The sequence below is a fragment of the Bacillus sp. BHET2 genome (assembly GCF_005938125.1).
In the GTDB taxonomy this organism is placed as follows: domain Bacteria; phylum Bacillota; class Bacilli; order Bacillales; family Bacillaceae_B; genus Rossellomorea.
In genome coordinates this window covers 1,063,902-1,080,076 of record NZ_VCQN01000001.1, presented here as the reverse complement: position 1 = coordinate 1,080,076, position 16,175 = coordinate 1,063,902, and the positions used below count along the sequence as shown (strand labels likewise).

Genomic DNA, 16,175 nt, shown 5'->3' with positions numbered 1-16,175 from the left:
TTTTCATAAGTGAAAAAAGGAATTTCAAATTAATTACCGGTAATATCATTATGTAAACCTTATCGGTATCCTTCTCAATGATTTCATTCCAATACATCACCGGAATTCATCACATAAAATCGACCGTTAAATCCGAGTACATTCATTTTTTCTATATGTTCAGGGTCATCAAGATTTTTATATTGTCCACTTATACTTAATGTGAAGAGGCCGGTAGAATAGGAGGGGGGGGCAACAGCAACTTTGATACGCTTGGTTATATTTCCTTCGATTTTCTCGCTTTCTATGATGGAACAGTCTATGTTGCAATCGACATTATACTCTTCCTGTAGCCAATCAACATATTCTTCTTCAGTAGGATTGTTAAGTATCGTCACGATACTGAATGTTAAAATCACTGTTAATAAAAATAGGAATGTCAATCTTATGTTCATTGTTCGTTCGTCTCCCTTCAGCTCGATTTTTGGAAAATCTTGATAAATTAAGTTTATCATAGATAGAAGCCATGGAGTGAAGGGATATCATGAAAAAAAGAAGCTTAGGGAATGTCCTAAGCTCTATCTGATGTTTCTGCTTTGGAAATGAGGGGAAGTCTAATTTTCACGACCGTTCCCTTATTCAGTTCACTCTCATATTCAATCATGCCACCCATTTCACGAACGAGTTTATTCGTCACCATACTTCCTAACCCGGTACCCTTGGTTTTTGTCGTATAGAAAGGTAATCCGATTTTTTTTAGTTCATCCCCAGTCATTCCTTTTCCAGTATCCGAAATGGTTATGAGGATGGAATGTGGGAAAGAATCTTCCTTTAACGTAATTGAGATCTCTCCATGATCTTCAATCGATTCAATCCCATTCTTAATGACATTCATTATGGCTTGCTTCATATGATCCTCATCACCCTTAATATAATGGGTGCCTGAATCATGAAACAAAATGGATGTACCAGAATATGACGCAAAAGGGCTCAATAGGTCTACGCAATCCCCTATCACGTTTTCAAGATTCAATGTCGATAACTGGAATTCGCTTGGTTTTGCAACACTAAGGTAGTCCGTAATGATTTTATTGGTACGATCTAATTCAGTTAAAATAAGGGGAGAATACTTCTTTAATTGTTCATCCTTAGTATCTTCGCTTAAATGTTGAATGAATCCTCTCACCGTTGCCAGTGGGTTGCGTATTTCATGGGCTATAGACGCAGCCATTTGACCAACCATATTTAATTTGTCCAGATATACCATTTCTTCTATTTGTTTATTTGTGCGAACTAAATGTTCGATAATGAACACCAATGCGAGAAATGTGAAATAGAAAACAGTAAAATAAGTAAAATAAAAAGGGAGATGCAGAATAGGTATAAAGACGGTAATGATGGCAATGTAAAACAATGCATGAATAAGGAAAATGAGCGTACTCACCATTAATTTATACTGCGTTTTCAATAGAAACTTACGAAAAACGATTCCGATCACAAACGCCAACACGGAAACAGCAATGCCCACGATGACATAAGGACCCCCGATAAAATACCGGAAGATAATGACGCAACCTAGTACCATAGAACCCGATAATAAACCAGCGTAGATGGTCACGATCAAAATCGCGATCATCCGTAAATCAAAGTGAGTCTCTCCAAGGGTTTCAATTGGATACAACATACATAATAAGGCACCGAATGAAGCAACAAGTCCATAGGTGATTTTGTGTTTTAAAGATGCTTCCTGTTTTTCTTTAAAAGGAAACAATACGTTAGCATTATAAGTGAAAGAAAACAAAATCGTGATATTGACAAGTAGAGATTTGATTAATGTAATCAAAGAAAATCCTCCAAAACCTAATTTACCTAAGAACACCAAACGTTCCCAGCCTTTACAGAACATGTACATACAAATACTAAAAATACTTCATTTTCCCGTTTTAGTCAAATCTTACTTATTGAGGGACGGACCTCGAATTTGGGCTCATATGGAAACAAGGGAACCAGTGCTCGGTTTAGTAATATAGCGGGTTTAACCACTTTTTCTGAGTCGGAAATGTAAGTTGAGAGTGGATTTTTCGAGGTCCGTCCCTCTCAAATAGCAGGAATTAAAAAGATAGGAATAGAATATATAAGGAATACAAGCTGTTTCTCTGTTTTTGTGTCGTTAGGTGATATTGGTGGATTAGATGAAGGTTATTTACATATATCAGGTTATTTTCAGGATTGAAGGTGTGGGGTGGTCGTTCTGTCACGGTGTTGATCTTATAAGGAGGAATGAAGATGATGGAAGGGCAGATCATAAACGAGCGGCAGCAGGTGAAAGTGATGCATAAGAAAATTCCCCTGAACGAGGTGGTGAAACGGGCTGTCCTGATCACAGTTGGCGCTGTCATCATGGCTGTCGGCTTAGAAATTTTCCTAGTGCCCAATCAGGTCATAGATGGAGGAATAGTCGGTGTTTCAATCATGCTCTCTCATTTAACCGGAATAAATCTCGGACTTTTTATATTCATCCTTAACATCCCCTTTTTCTTCATCGGTTATAAACAAATCGGAAAAACCTTCGCATTCTCTACCCTTTATGGCATTATCATTTTATCGATTTCTACAACTTTTCTACATCCGGTAGCAGCCTTTACACAAGATATATTGTTGGCATCATTATTTGGAGGAATCGTCCTCGGAATAGGGGTGGGGATGGTCATTCGGTACGGTGGCTCGCTGGATGGAACGGAAATTCTCGCCATCTTATCAAGTAAAAGGCTCCCTTTCTCTGTTGGGGAAATCATTATGTTCGTCAACCTTTTCATCCTCGCAAGTGCAGGTTTTGTGTTTAGTTGGGACCGAGCCATGTATTCCCTCCTGGCTTATTACGTAGCATTCAAAATGATCGATATTACGATAAAGGGCTTGGATGAGTCTAAATCTGTATGGATCATCAGTGAAAATTATGAAGAAATTGGAGATGCCCTCCTTCATCGATTGGGAAGAGGGGTGACCTATTTGAAAGGAGAAGGTGCCTTTTCAGGTGATGATAAAAAAGTGATATTCTGTGTCATCACCCGACTTGAAGAGGCCAAGCTAAAGGATATCGTAGCAGAGCATGATTCCGCGGCCTTTCTTGCCATTGCGGATATTGCAGAGGTCAGGGGCGGGAGGTTCAAGAAAAAAGATATTCACTAATTTTGTTTATGAGGTAGATGTCTTGTTTGATTCCTAGCGGTGCTGGATGGTCAAGCTCATAGCGACATTCTGATTGGGGCGCAAGGTCCTTATGGCAAAAGACGAGATAACACCTATCACTTGGCACTAATATTAGAAAAAACTGATAACCCCTTGACAGTTAGAAAATACTACCATATAATTTCAATAACATATTGAAAGAAAATTGAATATACTATATGAAAGCAAAGAAGAGGACATGATTCATTCAACATCTCTTGTTCAGAGAACAGGGTCAATGGCTGAGAGCCCTGAAGAGAAAAGGATGATTTACCACCTTGGAGCTATCATGGAGAACAATAAAGTATCCATGATCGGGAAAACCGTTATCTTACTTAAGCGAAGAGTTATATTTTTTACACTTCGAAATTAGGGTGGAACCACGACCGCACTCGTCCCTTGGTTAGGGATGAGTGCGGTTTTTTGTATATATTGAATAATGTGTGATGAAGAGGACATGAATCACTTTACCTTTCTTATCAGAGAACAGGGTCAATGGCTGAGAGCCCTGAAGAAGACAAGATGATTTACCACCTTGGAGCTATTATGGAGAACACAAAAGTATCCATAACCGGGAAAACCGTTATCTTACTTAAGCGAAGAGTAATATTCTTTACCTTCGAAATTAGGGTGGAACCACGACCGCACTCGTCCCTTGGTTAGGGATGAGTGCGGTTTTTTTATATAAATTTAATAATGCGCGATGAAGAGGACATGAATCACTTTACCTTTCTTATCAGAGAACAGGGTCAATGGCTGAGAGCCCTGAAGAAGACAAGATGATTTACCACCTTGGAGCTATTATGGTGAACATGAAAGTATCCATAATCGGGGAAACCGTTATCTTGCCAGAGCGAAGCACTTCATATGGAGAACTTCGGAATTAGGGTGGTACCACGACCGCATTCGTCCCTTGGTTAGGGATGAATGCGGTTTTTTTATAAAAATTATTAGGAGGAATTGATATGTCAATTAAATCAGAAGTAGAAAAGAGAAATCACAGGAAATTAGGTCAAGAACTAGAATTATTTGTATCGATGGAGGAAGCCCCAGGAATGCCTTTCTATTTACCGAAAGGAATGTTGTTAAGAAATGAATTAGAAGACTTCTGGAAGAACGAGCACCGAAAAGCAGGTTATCAGGAAATCAGGACGCCGATCATGATGAAACAGGAGCTATGGGAAAAGTCTGGTCACTGGGATCATTATCATGAAAATATGTATTTCTCAGAAGTGGATGATCAGAAGTATGCCATCAAGCCAATGAGCTGTCCGGGTGCCGTATTAATTTATAAGAGCAAGAGACGGAGTTACAGGGAATTACCGATTCGTTATGGTGAACTTGGATTGGTGCATCGACATGAGCTTTCTGGGTCGTTAAGTGGATTATTGAGAGTCCGTTCATTCACTCAGGATGATGCTCATCTATTTGTAAGAGAAGATCAAATTCGTGCTGAATTGCATAAAGTACTTGATCTAATCGATCTGTTTTATAGTAAATTTGGCTTCGATTATAAGGTGGAGCTTTCAACTCGCCCTGAGGACTTTATGGGATCCGTTGAATTATGGGACCAGGCGGAAGAAGATCTTGAAAATGTATTGAAAGAGAGAGGAATTAATTATCACATCAATAAAGGCGACGGAGCATTTTATGGACCTAAGATTGACTTTCATATCCTAGATTGTCTCGGGCGGAGCTGGCAATGTGGAACTGTTCAACTTGATTTTCAAATGCCAGAGAAGTTCGAGTGTGAGTATATAGGTGAAGACAATCGGGTACAAATGCCGATTATGATCCATCGTGCCATATACGGTTCAATTGAAAGGTTTCTCGCAATCATCATTGAACATTTTGGAGGAGATTTCCCCTTGTGGTTAGCTCCTCATCAAATCAAAATCCTCCCTATATCCGAAGCGCAAATGCACTATGCCCAAAGAGTGAAGTCTCAATTAGAAAGAGAAGGATTTAGGGTGGAAATTGATCAACGGGTAGAAAAAATCGGTCTTAAAATCAGAGAAGCAGAAATGCAGAAGGTGCCATATATGATGGTAATAGGAGACAAGGAAATCCAGCATGAGTCAGTATCACTGCGGAAAAGGAAAGGCGGAAACCTAGGAATGATTGAGGTCAAGGACGTGATAGAGAAATTACAGAAAGAGATGAATTAAAATGGTATCATTCATTCGGGCTTGCCACATTTAGGGCGGACTTTTGTCATCTCCAGTTGTAGGAAAGGAACTCCATAATATTGTTCTCTTTCCTAAACAAAAACAGTAGAGGCTGAGTATATAGAAAAATTGTACAATTCACTTGACCATTTCCTTAATTTTCTATACACTAACAGGAGGAAAATTCTGAATATTACAAGAGGAGGAGCGTAAATGAATGATTTTTCATTAAGGCAGGTCGATATTTATTGCTCCCCAAAATGGACTAAAGGGTAATCTATTTACCTTTTAGTTCATTTTTATGTCATTTGGGAGGAATGAATATGGGATACAAACGAGTGTTGATTAAATTAAGCGGCGGTGCATTAGCAGATAAAGAAGGCAATAATTTTGGTACAGAAGAGCTTGAACATATTGCAAGTGAAATCCTATCCATCGTGGAGATGGGGATGGAAGTCGCAGTAGTTGTCGGAGGCGGTAATATATTTCGGGGGAATCTGGCTGATACGTGGGGAATTGAGCGTGTCGAAGCAGATAGTATAGGGACGCTCGGGACGATTATTAACAGTTTAATGCTCAGGGGAGTATTGAAGAGTAAGACGGATAAAGAAGTACGCGTTATGACTTCTATTCCAGTCTCAACAGTGGCGGAACCATATATTCGGCTTCGGGCTCTTCATCATTTGGATAAGGGATACATTGTCATTTTCGGAGGAGGGAACGGACAGCCATTTGTCACGACCGATTACCCGAGTGTTCAGCGGGCGATTGAGACGAATTGTGATGCGATTCTTGTGGCGAAGCAAGGTGTGGATGGTGTATTCACCAGTGACCCCAAATGGGATAAAGAAGCGAAGATGTATCACAATTTAAATTATGATGATGTTGTAATGAATAACATTAAAGTTATGGATCAGTCAGCCCTCCTTTTAGCTCGTGATTATCAGCTTCCGGTCCACATTTTTAACTTTGGTCAAGTGGGAATTATGAAAAAAATATGTTCTGGTCAGAAGCTCGGAACCCTGATCAACCATGAAAAGACAAGACTATAAATAACAATCATGAATGATGGAGGAGTGAGAGCGATGAAAGCTGTTTTATTTGATTTTGACGGAACATTAGCGAATACATTACCTCTTTGTTTTCATGCATTTCACCAAGTGTTTAAGGAGTTTGACGGGAAAAGTCTTTCGGATGAGGAAATTAAATCGATGTTTGGACCTTCTGAAACAGGAATCATCAGAAGGAACCTCCTTCATAAACATAAAGAGAAAGCCATTGAGCTTTACTTACCGTCCAACCCAATGAACAAATGGAAAGCATACAAGAATTTATGGAGACGATGCAAGGACTTTTTCTAATTAAAGGAGATTGATATGAGTTACACATTTCAAATCATGACGCAGAAACAAGCTTATCAAATAGCCTACACTTGGAAGTACGATGGGGAATATGCATTTTATGATATGACAGCAGATGAAGAAGACTTAGAAGAATTCGTAGATGAAAGTCGCCGTGGAAACACAACCTATGCAGTCCATAAAGAAGATGAAATGATCGGGTTCTACACATTTAATTTATTACCTGATGGTAACGTTGATATCGGACTTGGAATGAAGCCATTCCTTACTGGTAAAGGGGAAGGGTTAAGGTTTATAAAGGCGGGTCTGGATTTCGCAATCTCAACATTTTCTGCTAGAACCTTCACGCTATCAGTAGCCACTTTCAATGAGCGTGCGATCAAGGTATATAAGAAAATGGGATTCATGCCTATGGGAACTTTCATCCAACAAACAAATGGAAGCAGTTACGAATTTATGAAAATGATGCATTCTGTAGAAGAATGAAAGTGTGGAGAGAGAAATGAAGATCAAAATTGTAAACGAATTCTCCCCAGATAAACTAGAGGAGATAAGAGCTGTGTACGATTCGGTTGGGTGGAAGAAGCATACGACTGAATTGATTTCTAAGGTGTGATATCATCTCAATGGTAGTTATGGATGAGATAGTCGTGGGAGTGGGAAGAGCCCTTTCAGATGATGGTGTATTCAATGCTGCGATTTATGATGTCGTCGTCCATCATGAGCATCAGAAGAAAGGTATTGCTAGCCTTATCATGAGCGATTTATTGGAACAACTGAAAGATGTATCGTGCATAATGTTGATCTCGACAACAGGGAATGAGGCTTTTTATAAGAAACAAGGTATGAAGCGAGTTAAGACCGGGATGGCCAGGTACCTCAATCCGGCACTTGAAGACGAGTATTTGATTTAGTAGATTGATCAGGAACAATCAATTGGAATCTACCCCTGCTGATTCATTTCTTCAGATGATTTTTCCACTTCGGAAGAATTCTAGTGTTTGTGTATTAGATAATAAAGTCATAAATAAAAAACGCCATCCATGGCGCTTTTAATTATAAATTTTGAGTTTTTTCATTATTGTCATGGAGTTTCATTTGCTCTAGTTCAAGTCTCAGTTTCTGCGTTTCGATAACGAAATTTTCATGTTTGAGCTTTTCAAGTTCCAGCTGGTTTTCTATCATTTTCTGTTTCGATTTGGACTGTTTTTGGAAATGGTCCGTAATAATTCCAAGAATGGGAATGGAAAAAATCATGATAACAGCAATGGTTCCTGTCATTGCAATCCTCCTCTATCTCCAGTTTATGTTCAATATCAATAGTAAAATTATAACAAAATATAAGCTGGAATAGTATATAATATGTGCCCCTAAATAAAGAAGCTTTATACATTAATATACGGATATAGACTTGAAAGAGTTTCATTTTATTTGGTTTTGTTCTAACGGAGGTGCTGCCAACGTGTGGAGTTTCCGATATGATGAATAAATATATACAAGTACAGAGAAAGCAGATAACTTTGTTAGGTGGAGTGTAAGATTTATAGTCGATGGGGATTCTTGATAAATTTTTACTGAGAAGCTGAAGTTTACTAATGATGAGCTTTGCCGAAAATAACATTTTTATCTCTGTGAGTACGATGATTTAAACTCATTGTTAAAGAGAGAGTGGAAATGATCATAAATTCCACTTTCTCTGAACAAATGTTAGCATTGTCCCACGGAATCTTTTTACAACTGAATTCATGATGGTATAAGTTAAAATCCCAAATATAGGGATGTTGATGAGCATACCAGTGAAAAAAGCCTTACCCAATTGTAATCCTACACCAAGCGCCTGACTGGTGGAGTCAACAGTATGGACGGAAGGGGCGATGACATCGATAGGGTAGAAGAGATGCCCCACTACAAGATTTAAGTAGAAGAAAAAAGGAAATGCCCATATTAACGAGACGCCTCCTACTAATCCGGCAAATGGATTCCCTTTGAAAATTTTGGCACAGGCAGTAGAAATGACTGGTCCAATACCGAAGGATGGAACAAAATTTATGAGTAAACCAACTGTGAAACCCAGCGCAATACTATGAGCGTTATCTTTAAGTCGCAATAGTTTTAGAGTAAGGCATTTGAATTGCCGCAGTTTTTTTCTTATCATATTATCATCACCATTATTATCGAGATTTTGAATTCGGGCTACAAGGTAATGTCGTCCTAATATATAGTATGGCTATTCTAGAGGAATGTAAATGGATAATGTCTTTTTTTATATGGTTTTAGGAATTTTTTTTCACAACATTTCTTCATGTGTACCGATTAAATGTTATTCTAGTAGTAATAGAAATTTTAACAGAGCGAGGATGAAAAATGAAATTTACGAAAAAAATACCCAATATGGTGACCTTGGGGAATTTGTATTGTGGATTCTTATCCATCGGATTCGCCGCAAGCGGACAGTTTAAGAATGCAGCCGTCTTAATTATTATTGGTATGATGCTTGATAGCATGGACGGTAGACTCGCTAGAATGCTCAATGCAGACAGCGTACTGGGGAAAGAACTGGATTCACTGGCAGACATAGTGACATTCGGGGTGGCACCATCCTTCCTTGTGTACTATACATATTTCTTTCAATTCGGATTATTAGGTTTTATCGTAGCCGGCTTATTTCCATTATTCGGTGCATACCGGCTTGCACGCTTTAATACGAGCCCTCCTAAATCGTCGCTACACTATTTTATTGGTGTTCCCATTACGGCTGCTGGAGGTATTCTTGCCATACTAACCCTGTTTGGAGAATGGATTCCCAATATCGTGACGACAGTCATATTTACTGGGATGTGCTTTCTGATGGTAAGCAGGATAAGAATTCCTAGTCTGAAAGAAGTCCCATTGCCTAAATACGGAACGATTGTGACGATTTTCATTGGAGCATTATTATATGTCATTTACAAAGGTACTTATGAAGAATTTCCTTATTTAATCTATATTGCAACTCCGCTGTATATTGCCTATCTGGCGTATCGATTCATTAGAAGATAAGCTTCACAGTAATGGCCAACAGTACAAATAATAAGAGAATGAGCCTGGCGGTGGTCGCCAGGCTCATTTGCTTATTCGACAGTTTAATAAATCGTTTCCTCCCATTTATGACATGCATAAATGGGAGGAACATCATAGATAGTCAACTGATTCCTAACAGAAGTCCCCCGATAGCACCTGTCAATACCACAATCCACGGCGGCAACTTCCAATATACCAACATGCTGAATAATATCGCGGCGAAGGCGAAGTCAATGGTGGTTAAGATGGATGACGTCCAAATCGGTTGATAAAATGCTGAAATGAGGATTCCCACCACGGCGGCATTCACTCCCATTAATGCACCTTTAACTTTTGGATTACGACGAAGTGAATCCCAGAAAGGCAGGGTACCCAAAATGAGTAAGAATGCAGGTAGGAAGATGGCTACGGTGGCAAGCAGTCCGCCTTGCCAGCCATTAATTTCCGCTCCAATATATGCTGCAAAGGTGAAAAGTGGTCCTGGAACTGCCTGAGCAGCCCCATATCCTGCTAAGAACGATTCTTCCGATAACCATCCCGTTGGAACAAATTCTCGTTCAAGAAGCGGTAATACAACATGCCCCCCTCCAAAAACCAACGATCCTGATCGGTAGAAGCTATCAAAGAGAGCAACCCATTGAAGGGAAGTCACTCCTCTCAAAATCGGAAGAAGGATTAGTAACCCGAAGAAGAGGGATAAACAAATCATCGCAAATTTACGAGAGACTGGGAATTCAACAAGTTTACTATCGTCTGGAGTATGGTGTTTATAAAGGAAAAAACCTATAAATGCAGAAAATAGAATCACAACGATTTGGGATAAGGCCGTTTGCCAAATTAATATGACTACTAAAGAGAATAAAGCAATGGCTTTTCTTTTTAAATCAGGCGTCAATTTTTGGGCCATTCCCAAAATGGCATGAGCAACGACCGCTACAGCGACGATTTTCAACCCGTGAATCCATCCAGCATCTGCCACATTCACTCCTTGGAGAAGAATGGAAAATGAAATCAATGCGATGACGGAAGGAAGCGTAAAGCCGAGAAACGCAACAATCCCTCCTAATACACCTGCACGTATAATGCCGATTCCCATTCCTACCTGGCTACTTGCAGGCCCAGGGAGAAATTGACAGAGGGAGACAAGGTCAGCATAGCTTTTTTCATCCATCCATTTTCTCCGTCGAATATATTCTTCGTGAAAGTACCCTAAGTGGGCAACAGGACCCCCAAAGGATGTAAAACCTAATCTAGTTGAAATGATCAGAATTTCAATGAGGGACTTTAGGTTTTTAAATCTATTCATTTCCTCACCTTCTTTGTTAGTCTTTGATTTCTTTAAAAAGTTCATAAGCTTTGCTCTTTGCCTCGATCAGTAGTACACTGCCTTTGTTGGTGGTTGTATAATACTTTCTTATTTTGCCATCGACGTTCTTCTCTTCTTTTGTTAATAGTCCGTCAGTCTCCATAGAGTGAAGAATAGGATACAGGGTTCCCGAGCTTATGCTATACCCATGTTCCTTTAATTCTTCTAACATCCACGTACCGTAAATGGGCTCTTGTTTTGCATGATGGAGAATATGGATTTGGATAAAGCCTAGAAAGAGTTTCCGCAATACTTTATCTTCCAAAAAAACACCCCTTGATTCTAATATCGAAAACCAATATCGGAAATCGATATTGGTTTTTATACAACGATCATAACACAAAGCACAATGGGTGCAAAGATATGAAATGTCAGTTTGGATATTCTACTTGAAACAGATTTACTGGCTATTATGAACAGAACCAAATAAGTCGAAAATGATTAAAGTAATTGCCATACCTGATTCCGGATATTGCTAAAAATGATCCTGATTCTTGTGAAAAAAGGAATGGGATTTCACTAAACCTATCAAAAATAAACAAATGGCAAAATATGCGGGCAAAAGATGGATGAACGAGGTATACCCAATAGCAAAATGAATATAGATACCAGCTATAAATGCAGGTAGGCCTCCGATCAACAGCGTCCACCATACCCACTTATTTCCTTGTTGGAACCCCCACAGAGAAAGAGTTAATACAAGCAAACCCACACTTAATAAAGCACTGCCAAATCCTGCACGATCATGTGCAATGACTGGAATTAGATTCTGATTGAACTCATCTAGCATCGCTGGTGGCATACAGAGATAGAGTAAATCTGTCGGTACAAAAACAGAAGTGACACCAAGATAAGAAATGATAAGCCCTCCTAGCACAAAAGAAAATCCAAGTACGACAAAGGCAAGCTGCCCAATGAGGGATTGTAACCATATTTTATGATTTCTTCGATTTGTGGATGAAGGCGCGCCTTTGATTTCCTTTGTATGAATGCACCCATATAGATAAAAAGGGAGCAAAGCGAGCCAAAATAATAGATGTAGCCAATCAAAATAGCCGAATCCGATAAATAGAAAAATTCCCATAAAACCTGTAATGGCAGCAATGTCAATCGATTGTTTAGCCCATAAAAGACGTTTTCTTACTCCGTGGTAAGCGAGCTGGGTATATACAATCCCCCCTGAAATCATCGTACCTGCTAACGTCATTCGGTCATGGGACATAAATTTCATGATGCGGTCATTAAATCCAGCAATCGTATTCCTCTCCATTTCGAGGAAGAGTTCATCATAGGGCAAAATCACAGACGTTAAACTAAATAAAAGAGCGAATAACCCTCCCAAAAAAATAAACAGCCCAAAATACCAGTAAGAAAGCCAACCCTTTTGAGGAGGTGTCTGTTCGTTGATCTCATCTAGCAATGCTTCGTTAATCCGTTTGGTTAATCCAGGACCGGAAAAGACATATCCATCTGAAAGGAGAACAAGCTCTGCCCCTATCTTCAGTAAAGATAGTGCCTGCCACGGTTCATGGATTCCACCCGAAGTAACGATGGATAATGAAGGGAAATGCTCTTTATATGAACGGACAGTTGATAAGAGAGTGGTGAATTCATCTTCTTCGACAACAATTCCTGTTATATGGTTCACGTTCAAGGTATGAACCCATTCGATGGTTGGGTTTGAAATGAAAATGGGTTTGTAAATATGTATGGTAGGATCGTATTCTTCTGAATTCATCACATACCCGTCAGCGAAAGGATCTAATTTTTCCATCATCACTAATAATTCTTCGGGTTTACCCGACAATGCTATGATAAGTGGCTGTTTTTTTCGAACTTCCTTCAATTTCACTATTGTTCTCTCTAATCCAATTGATTCAAGTGGACTAGAGAACTCAATACGTTGTTCGTTATGATTGACAATGGGGTAGGAGGATCTGATTTCCATGTGTAAAGTCACGGGTCCTATTTCAATAAAACCGAATCCCAAATTGGTAAAAGCAGTTGTACCGGTTAAATAAGGATCAATTTTACCACTGAGACCAATAGGATTAGCCAAATCCAATCCGTTAATTTGCTTATTTAGGAGGGGCGAACATTCTTCCCGACCTATAAAATTAATGATATGAGGACCAAGAGGGAGAGAAGCAATAATGCTCATCCCTTTATGGATAAACTCTCTCGACATATATGATGGAATTTTGGACAAAATCGGTTTGAATATTCCGTGATAGGACCAATCTGGCATAGTACATTCCTCGCATTTTAAATTTAATACCATTATTTTAACAGTGATTGAGAAAAAGAGGGCGATGATTTCGCAATTAGTCCCCATCCCATTCCAATTATTTGGTAATAGAGCATTGGCAAAACCATCTCATTCTGAAATAATCATATTATTAATCACTTTAAGGAGTCGCTACAGATGAAAACGTTTGTAAATGTTGGGGAACAAAAGATATTTGTTCATATTATTGGGAAAGGTAAACCAATCGTTTTCTTACACGGAGGACCAGGAGGGAATCATGAATTTTTCCTTCCATATATGGAGCCCTTGGCGAATGAGTTCAATTGATTTTTTATGATCAAATCGGATGCGGGAAATCAGATGACAGTGTGGATGGAACTTACTCGATTGAAAGAGAAATTGAGAACTTGGAGCTATTGAGAGCGGCGTTAGGTTTGAAGACCATTCATATATTCGGGGAGTCATGGGGAAGTGTGTTAGCTTTGTCTTATGCAGCAAAGTATACGAAGAACATCGAAAGGATTGTCTTAACAGCGGTGATTGGATTAAACAATCAGGGGTATCATGATTTTAAACGTGGTTTACTTGGAAGAATGTCCATAGTTGATAAGATGCGTCTTGGTATATACGGGATGAGTAAGACTCCGTTTGACAAAATCACCCGACTACTTGATCGGCATTATGTTTATTCTCAAGAGACTCTGAAGAGAAAAGCAGCGGTCAAGTTTAATAGAGAAGCCAATAAGCAGATTAGTAGAGAATTGGGTTGTGAATTCGATTTAATACCGATTCCCGAAGGCATCCATCAAATTCCAATCATGATTGCTCAAGGGTCAGCAGATATTTTACCCCCTTCATATGTCAGAAAGGAAATGATTCCACACTTACACCGTAGTATTTTGGTTGAAGTCGAGAAAAGCGGACACTGGACGATTGTCGAGCAAACAGCTAGCATGCTACAACTTTCATATGATTTTTTAAAGGATGGGTAATGGTACGATGCAATCTATCACAGGAATACATAAGGTTGGATTACTATCCCTTTTGGAACTGGATATATCCTGTTCCAGTAACTAGTTCTTTCTTCGTAACTTCCACATGACCTGTCATATCTTTTATCCTCTGTCGATATACTTTACAGTTATTTTCATTGGAAAAGGAGAGAGGGTATGGCTAAAAAGATTTGTATCACCGTTTTGGCACTCTTTTTATTGCTGCCGTCATGGAGCAAAGCAGGTTCTTTCGGTAAAGATGATCCTTCTGGCGTTCCCGGCCAGTGGTATGTCGGTACCACCCCTTCCTATGTAGCCCCTTCCAAACATCCGATTCTTTATGTACATGGATTAAATAGTTCTTCTAACACATGGTGGAATGAAAATAATATGTATGAGACTGCCTATCAAAATGGCTACGAAACTGCTTTTGTCGATTTGTATCCAACCAAGAATATGTGGGATAACGGTGCCCTTCTTGCCCAGAAGATTCGAGACATCTACAATTATTACGGTGAAAAAATAGTCGTCGTTGCCCATAGTAAAGGAGGTATCGACACTCAATCAGCTCTAGTCCACTACGGGGCATATCCGTATGTGGAAAGGGTGATCACCCTTTCTACACCCCATTATGGATCTGAATTGGCAGATCTTGCTTACAGTAGTTGGGCGGGATGGTTAGCGGGCATACTTGGAAGTAAGAATGATGCCACTTATTCTCTGCAAACTGGTTATATGAGTTATTTTCGTTCTGAAACTGATCAGCATGTCAATGTAAATAAAAATCCAATCTATACATTTGGAGGGAATAAATGGGGGAGTTTTGGAAGCTCGCTCTATTGGGGAGGGTTGTACCTCAGCGCGTATGGAAGAAACGATGGGGCAGTCACAGTCAATAGTTCAAGACTTCCTTATGCGACAGAGTTGAAAGTGGGGGGGTGGAATCATTCGACCATCAAGGAAGGTTCTTCTACATTTAACTTGTTCAAAGATTATTTGAATGAAGCCCCACCTATGTCTGGGTATAACATTACAGGTGTTGTAGATTCAGGAGTTACATCAGATGCTTCCTCTTTTGTCAGGGGGGGAGAGTACAGTGGTAAGAAGCAAGAAACGGTCTGGGTGGAACAGGGAGCACAGGCTGTAACATTTGATTGGATCAGCAACAGCCCCTCCTCACAATTAGCGTTGAAAGATCCAGAGCGAAAATCTCACTCAATCTTCAATGTGAAAAAGGATGAAAGTGGATATTTTAACGGTGCATATCATCACACGGTTACGATTCAAGGTCCGGTACCTGGGGAGTGGACGATTGAAGCTTCCTCTTCCTCATTTGAAAAATATCTCTTACAGGTTTCCTTTGAAAGTGTAATGAATGATGAGGTGGATTTACATTTCGCTAAGGATAACATCATTTTGAAAGCAAAAGACAATAAACATAAGCTTAAACAGGACTTGACGGTCGAATATTACCAGAGCGGCAAGTTAAGGAAGAGTAAAGTGAAGGTTAAGAACGATTCGTTAAAGCTTCCAAAGCTTGGAGAAGGCGTTTATAATCTCACCCTAGATGTAGAAGGAACAAAAGGCAAAGATAAATACAAGAGAACGCTTATTAAAACTGTATTTGTTGATGCATCAGGTAATGTTTACGGTCAGTGAATTGAATGCAAAAGTTGAGAAGCCTTTATTTAGGTGCTTCTCTTTTTTTTGAACATATCCGAAGTGAGTGTATCGATGTGCGATTCCTGGGATGAGTGAATATATGAGGAGGCA

General features: G+C 39.4%; 17 protein-coding genes and 3 other annotated features. Of the genes, 10 read left to right on the top strand and 7 right to left on the bottom strand.

Going from position 1 to position 16,175, the window contains the following annotated elements:
• Positions 1-83: 83 nt before the first annotated feature.
• Positions 84-434: a hypothetical protein gene (locus FGG79_RS05650; RefSeq protein ID WP_138776754.1), complete on the bottom strand. Its 351-nt coding sequence runs from the start codon at positions 432-434 to the stop codon at positions 84-86.
• Between the two features lie 116 nt (positions 435-550).
• Positions 551-1,822 (bottom strand): ATP-binding protein, encoded by a 1,272-nt coding sequence (locus tag FGG79_RS05645; protein WP_138776753.1) that lies wholly within the window; start codon positions 1,820-1,822, stop codon positions 551-553.
• A gap of 488 nt (positions 1,823-2,310) precedes the next feature.
• Here FGG79_RS05645 and FGG79_RS05640 point away from each other — a divergent pair, with 488 nt between their 5' ends.
• The 6 genes from FGG79_RS05640 to FGG79_RS05615 all read left to right on the top strand — a co-directional run bounded on the left by FGG79_RS05640 (position 2,311) and on the right by FGG79_RS05615 (position 7,650).
• Positions 2,311-3,168: a YitT family protein gene (locus FGG79_RS05640; RefSeq protein WP_481747267.1), complete on the top strand. Its 858-nt coding sequence runs from the start codon at positions 2,311-2,313 to the stop codon at positions 3,166-3,168.
• Positions 3,169-3,386: 218 nt separating this feature from the next.
• Positions 3,387-3,610: a binding site (T-box leader), on the top strand.
• A gap of 34 nt (positions 3,611-3,644) precedes the next feature.
• Positions 3,645-3,866, top strand: a binding site (T-box leader).
• A 35-nt stretch (positions 3,867-3,901) separates the two neighbouring features.
• Positions 3,902-4,124: a binding site (T-box leader), on the top strand.
• A gap of 48 nt (positions 4,125-4,172) precedes the next feature.
• Entirely contained in the window at positions 4,173-5,375 is a 1,203-nt protein-coding gene (gene thrS / locus FGG79_RS05635; RefSeq protein ID WP_138776752.1) for a threonine--tRNA ligase, read from the top strand.
• Positions 5,376-5,698: 323 nt separating this feature from the next.
• Positions 5,699-6,427, top strand: coding sequence for a UMP kinase (gene pyrH, locus FGG79_RS05630; protein WP_138776751.1), 729 nt, complete (start codon positions 5,699-5,701; stop codon positions 6,425-6,427).
• A 33-nt stretch (positions 6,428-6,460) separates the two neighbouring features.
• Positions 6,461-6,736 carry an HAD family hydrolase gene (locus FGG79_RS05625; protein ID WP_138776750.1) on the top strand — a complete coding sequence of 92 codons (276 nt, stop codon included), beginning with the start codon at positions 6,461-6,463 and terminating at the stop codon, positions 6,734-6,736.
• 15 nt (positions 6,737-6,751) lie between these two features.
• The gene (locus tag FGG79_RS05620; RefSeq protein WP_138776749.1) at positions 6,752-7,222 is read left to right on the top strand and encodes a GNAT family N-acetyltransferase; all 471 of its coding nucleotides are present in this window, start codon (positions 6,752-6,754) and stop codon (positions 7,220-7,222) included.
• 140 nt (positions 7,223-7,362) lie between these two features.
• Positions 7,363-7,650 (top strand): GNAT family N-acetyltransferase, encoded by a 288-nt coding sequence (locus FGG79_RS05615; RefSeq protein ID WP_346764022.1) that lies wholly within the window; start codon positions 7,363-7,365, stop codon positions 7,648-7,650.
• Positions 7,651-7,792: 142 nt separating this feature from the next.
• Here FGG79_RS05615 and FGG79_RS05610 read toward each other — a convergent pair whose 3' ends face one another.
• Positions 7,793-8,017 carry a hypothetical protein gene (locus FGG79_RS05610; protein ID WP_138776748.1) on the bottom strand — a complete coding sequence of 75 codons (225 nt, stop codon included), beginning with the start codon at positions 8,015-8,017 and terminating at the stop codon, positions 7,793-7,795.
• 397 nt (positions 8,018-8,414) lie between these two features.
• Positions 8,415-8,891, bottom strand: a complete 477-nt coding sequence (locus FGG79_RS05605; protein ID WP_138776747.1) for a DUF2062 domain-containing protein — start codon at positions 8,889-8,891, stop codon at positions 8,415-8,417.
• Between the two features lie 209 nt (positions 8,892-9,100).
• Between FGG79_RS05605 and pssA the strand changes: the two genes are divergently transcribed.
• On the top strand, positions 9,101-9,775 hold the full coding sequence (pssA, locus tag FGG79_RS05600) for a CDP-diacylglycerol--serine O-phosphatidyltransferase (RefSeq protein ID WP_138776746.1): 675 nt from the start codon (positions 9,101-9,103) through the stop codon (positions 9,773-9,775).
• A 142-nt stretch (positions 9,776-9,917) separates the two neighbouring features.
• On the opposite strand, the gene FGG79_RS05595 is transcribed toward pssA, so the two are convergent.
• The 3 genes from FGG79_RS05595 to FGG79_RS05585 all read right to left on the bottom strand — a co-directional run bounded on the left by FGG79_RS05595 (position 9,918) and on the right by FGG79_RS05585 (position 13,410).
• Positions 9,918-11,102: a chromate transporter gene (locus FGG79_RS05595; RefSeq protein ID WP_138776745.1), complete on the bottom strand. Its 1,185-nt coding sequence runs from the start codon at positions 11,100-11,102 to the stop codon at positions 9,918-9,920.
• A gap of 16 nt (positions 11,103-11,118) precedes the next feature.
• The gene (locus tag FGG79_RS05590; RefSeq protein WP_138776744.1) at positions 11,119-11,427 is read right to left on the bottom strand and encodes a PadR family transcriptional regulator; all 309 of its coding nucleotides are present in this window, start codon (positions 11,425-11,427) and stop codon (positions 11,119-11,121) included.
• Between the two features lie 210 nt (positions 11,428-11,637).
• Positions 11,638-13,410 (bottom strand): dihydroorotate dehydrogenase, encoded by a 1,773-nt coding sequence (locus FGG79_RS05585; RefSeq protein WP_138776743.1) that lies wholly within the window; start codon positions 13,408-13,410, stop codon positions 11,638-11,640.
• Positions 13,411-13,587: 177 nt separating this feature from the next.
• Between FGG79_RS05585 and FGG79_RS21690 the strand changes: the two genes are divergently transcribed.
• From FGG79_RS21690 to FGG79_RS05575, 3 genes are all read left to right on the top strand, one after another.
• Positions 13,588-13,737: an alpha/beta fold hydrolase gene (locus FGG79_RS21690; RefSeq protein ID WP_171050815.1), complete on the top strand. Its 150-nt coding sequence runs from the start codon at positions 13,588-13,590 to the stop codon at positions 13,735-13,737.
• Positions 13,734-14,402 carry an alpha/beta fold hydrolase gene (locus FGG79_RS05580; protein ID WP_138776742.1) on the top strand — a complete coding sequence of 223 codons (669 nt, stop codon included), beginning with the start codon at positions 13,734-13,736 and terminating at the stop codon, positions 14,400-14,402. The genes FGG79_RS21690 and FGG79_RS05580 overlap by 4 nt, the downstream gene beginning before the upstream one ends.
• Positions 14,403-14,579: 177 nt before the next feature.
• On the top strand, positions 14,580-16,061 hold the full coding sequence (locus FGG79_RS05575; protein WP_138776741.1) for an esterase/lipase family protein: 1,482 nt from the start codon (positions 14,580-14,582) through the stop codon (positions 16,059-16,061).
• The last annotated feature ends 114 nt before the right edge of the window (positions 16,062-16,175 follow it).

Coding starts and splice junctions, on each gene's coding strand:
- FGG79_RS05610 (WP_138776748.1), bottom strand. CDS start 8,017: ATGACAGGAACCATTGCTGTTATCATGATTTTTTCCATTCCCATTCTT.
- FGG79_RS05625 (WP_138776750.1), top strand. CDS start 6,461: ATGAAAGCTGTTTTATTTGATTTTGACGGAACATTAGCGAATACATTA.
- FGG79_RS05585 (WP_138776743.1), bottom strand. CDS start 13,410: ATGCCAGATTGGTCCTATCACGGAATATTCAAACCGATTTTGTCCAAA.
- FGG79_RS05605 (WP_138776747.1), bottom strand. CDS start 8,891: ATGATAAGAAAAAAACTGCGGCAATTCAAATGCCTTACTCTAAAACTA.
- FGG79_RS05615 (WP_346764022.1), top strand. CDS start 7,363: ATGGTAGTTATGGATGAGATAGTCGTGGGAGTGGGAAGAGCCCTTTCA.
- FGG79_RS05620 (WP_138776749.1), top strand. CDS start 6,752: ATGAGTTACACATTTCAAATCATGACGCAGAAACAAGCTTATCAAATA.
- FGG79_RS05595 (WP_138776745.1), bottom strand. CDS start 11,102: ATGAATAGATTTAAAAACCTAAAGTCCCTCATTGAAATTCTGATCATT.
- FGG79_RS05650 (WP_138776754.1), bottom strand. CDS start 434: ATGAACATAAGATTGACATTCCTATTTTTATTAACAGTGATTTTAACA.
- FGG79_RS21690 (WP_171050815.1), top strand. CDS start 13,588: ATGAAAACGTTTGTAAATGTTGGGGAACAAAAGATATTTGTTCATATT.
- pyrH (WP_138776751.1), top strand. CDS start 5,699: ATGGGATACAAACGAGTGTTGATTAAATTAAGCGGCGGTGCATTAGCA.
- pssA (WP_138776746.1), top strand. CDS start 9,101: ATGAAATTTACGAAAAAAATACCCAATATGGTGACCTTGGGGAATTTG.
- thrS (WP_138776752.1), top strand. CDS start 4,173: ATGTCAATTAAATCAGAAGTAGAAAAGAGAAATCACAGGAAATTAGGT.
- FGG79_RS05640 (WP_481747267.1), top strand. CDS start 2,311: ATGCATAAGAAAATTCCCCTGAACGAGGTGGTGAAACGGGCTGTCCTG.
- FGG79_RS05575 (WP_138776741.1), top strand. CDS start 14,580: ATGGCTAAAAAGATTTGTATCACCGTTTTGGCACTCTTTTTATTGCTG.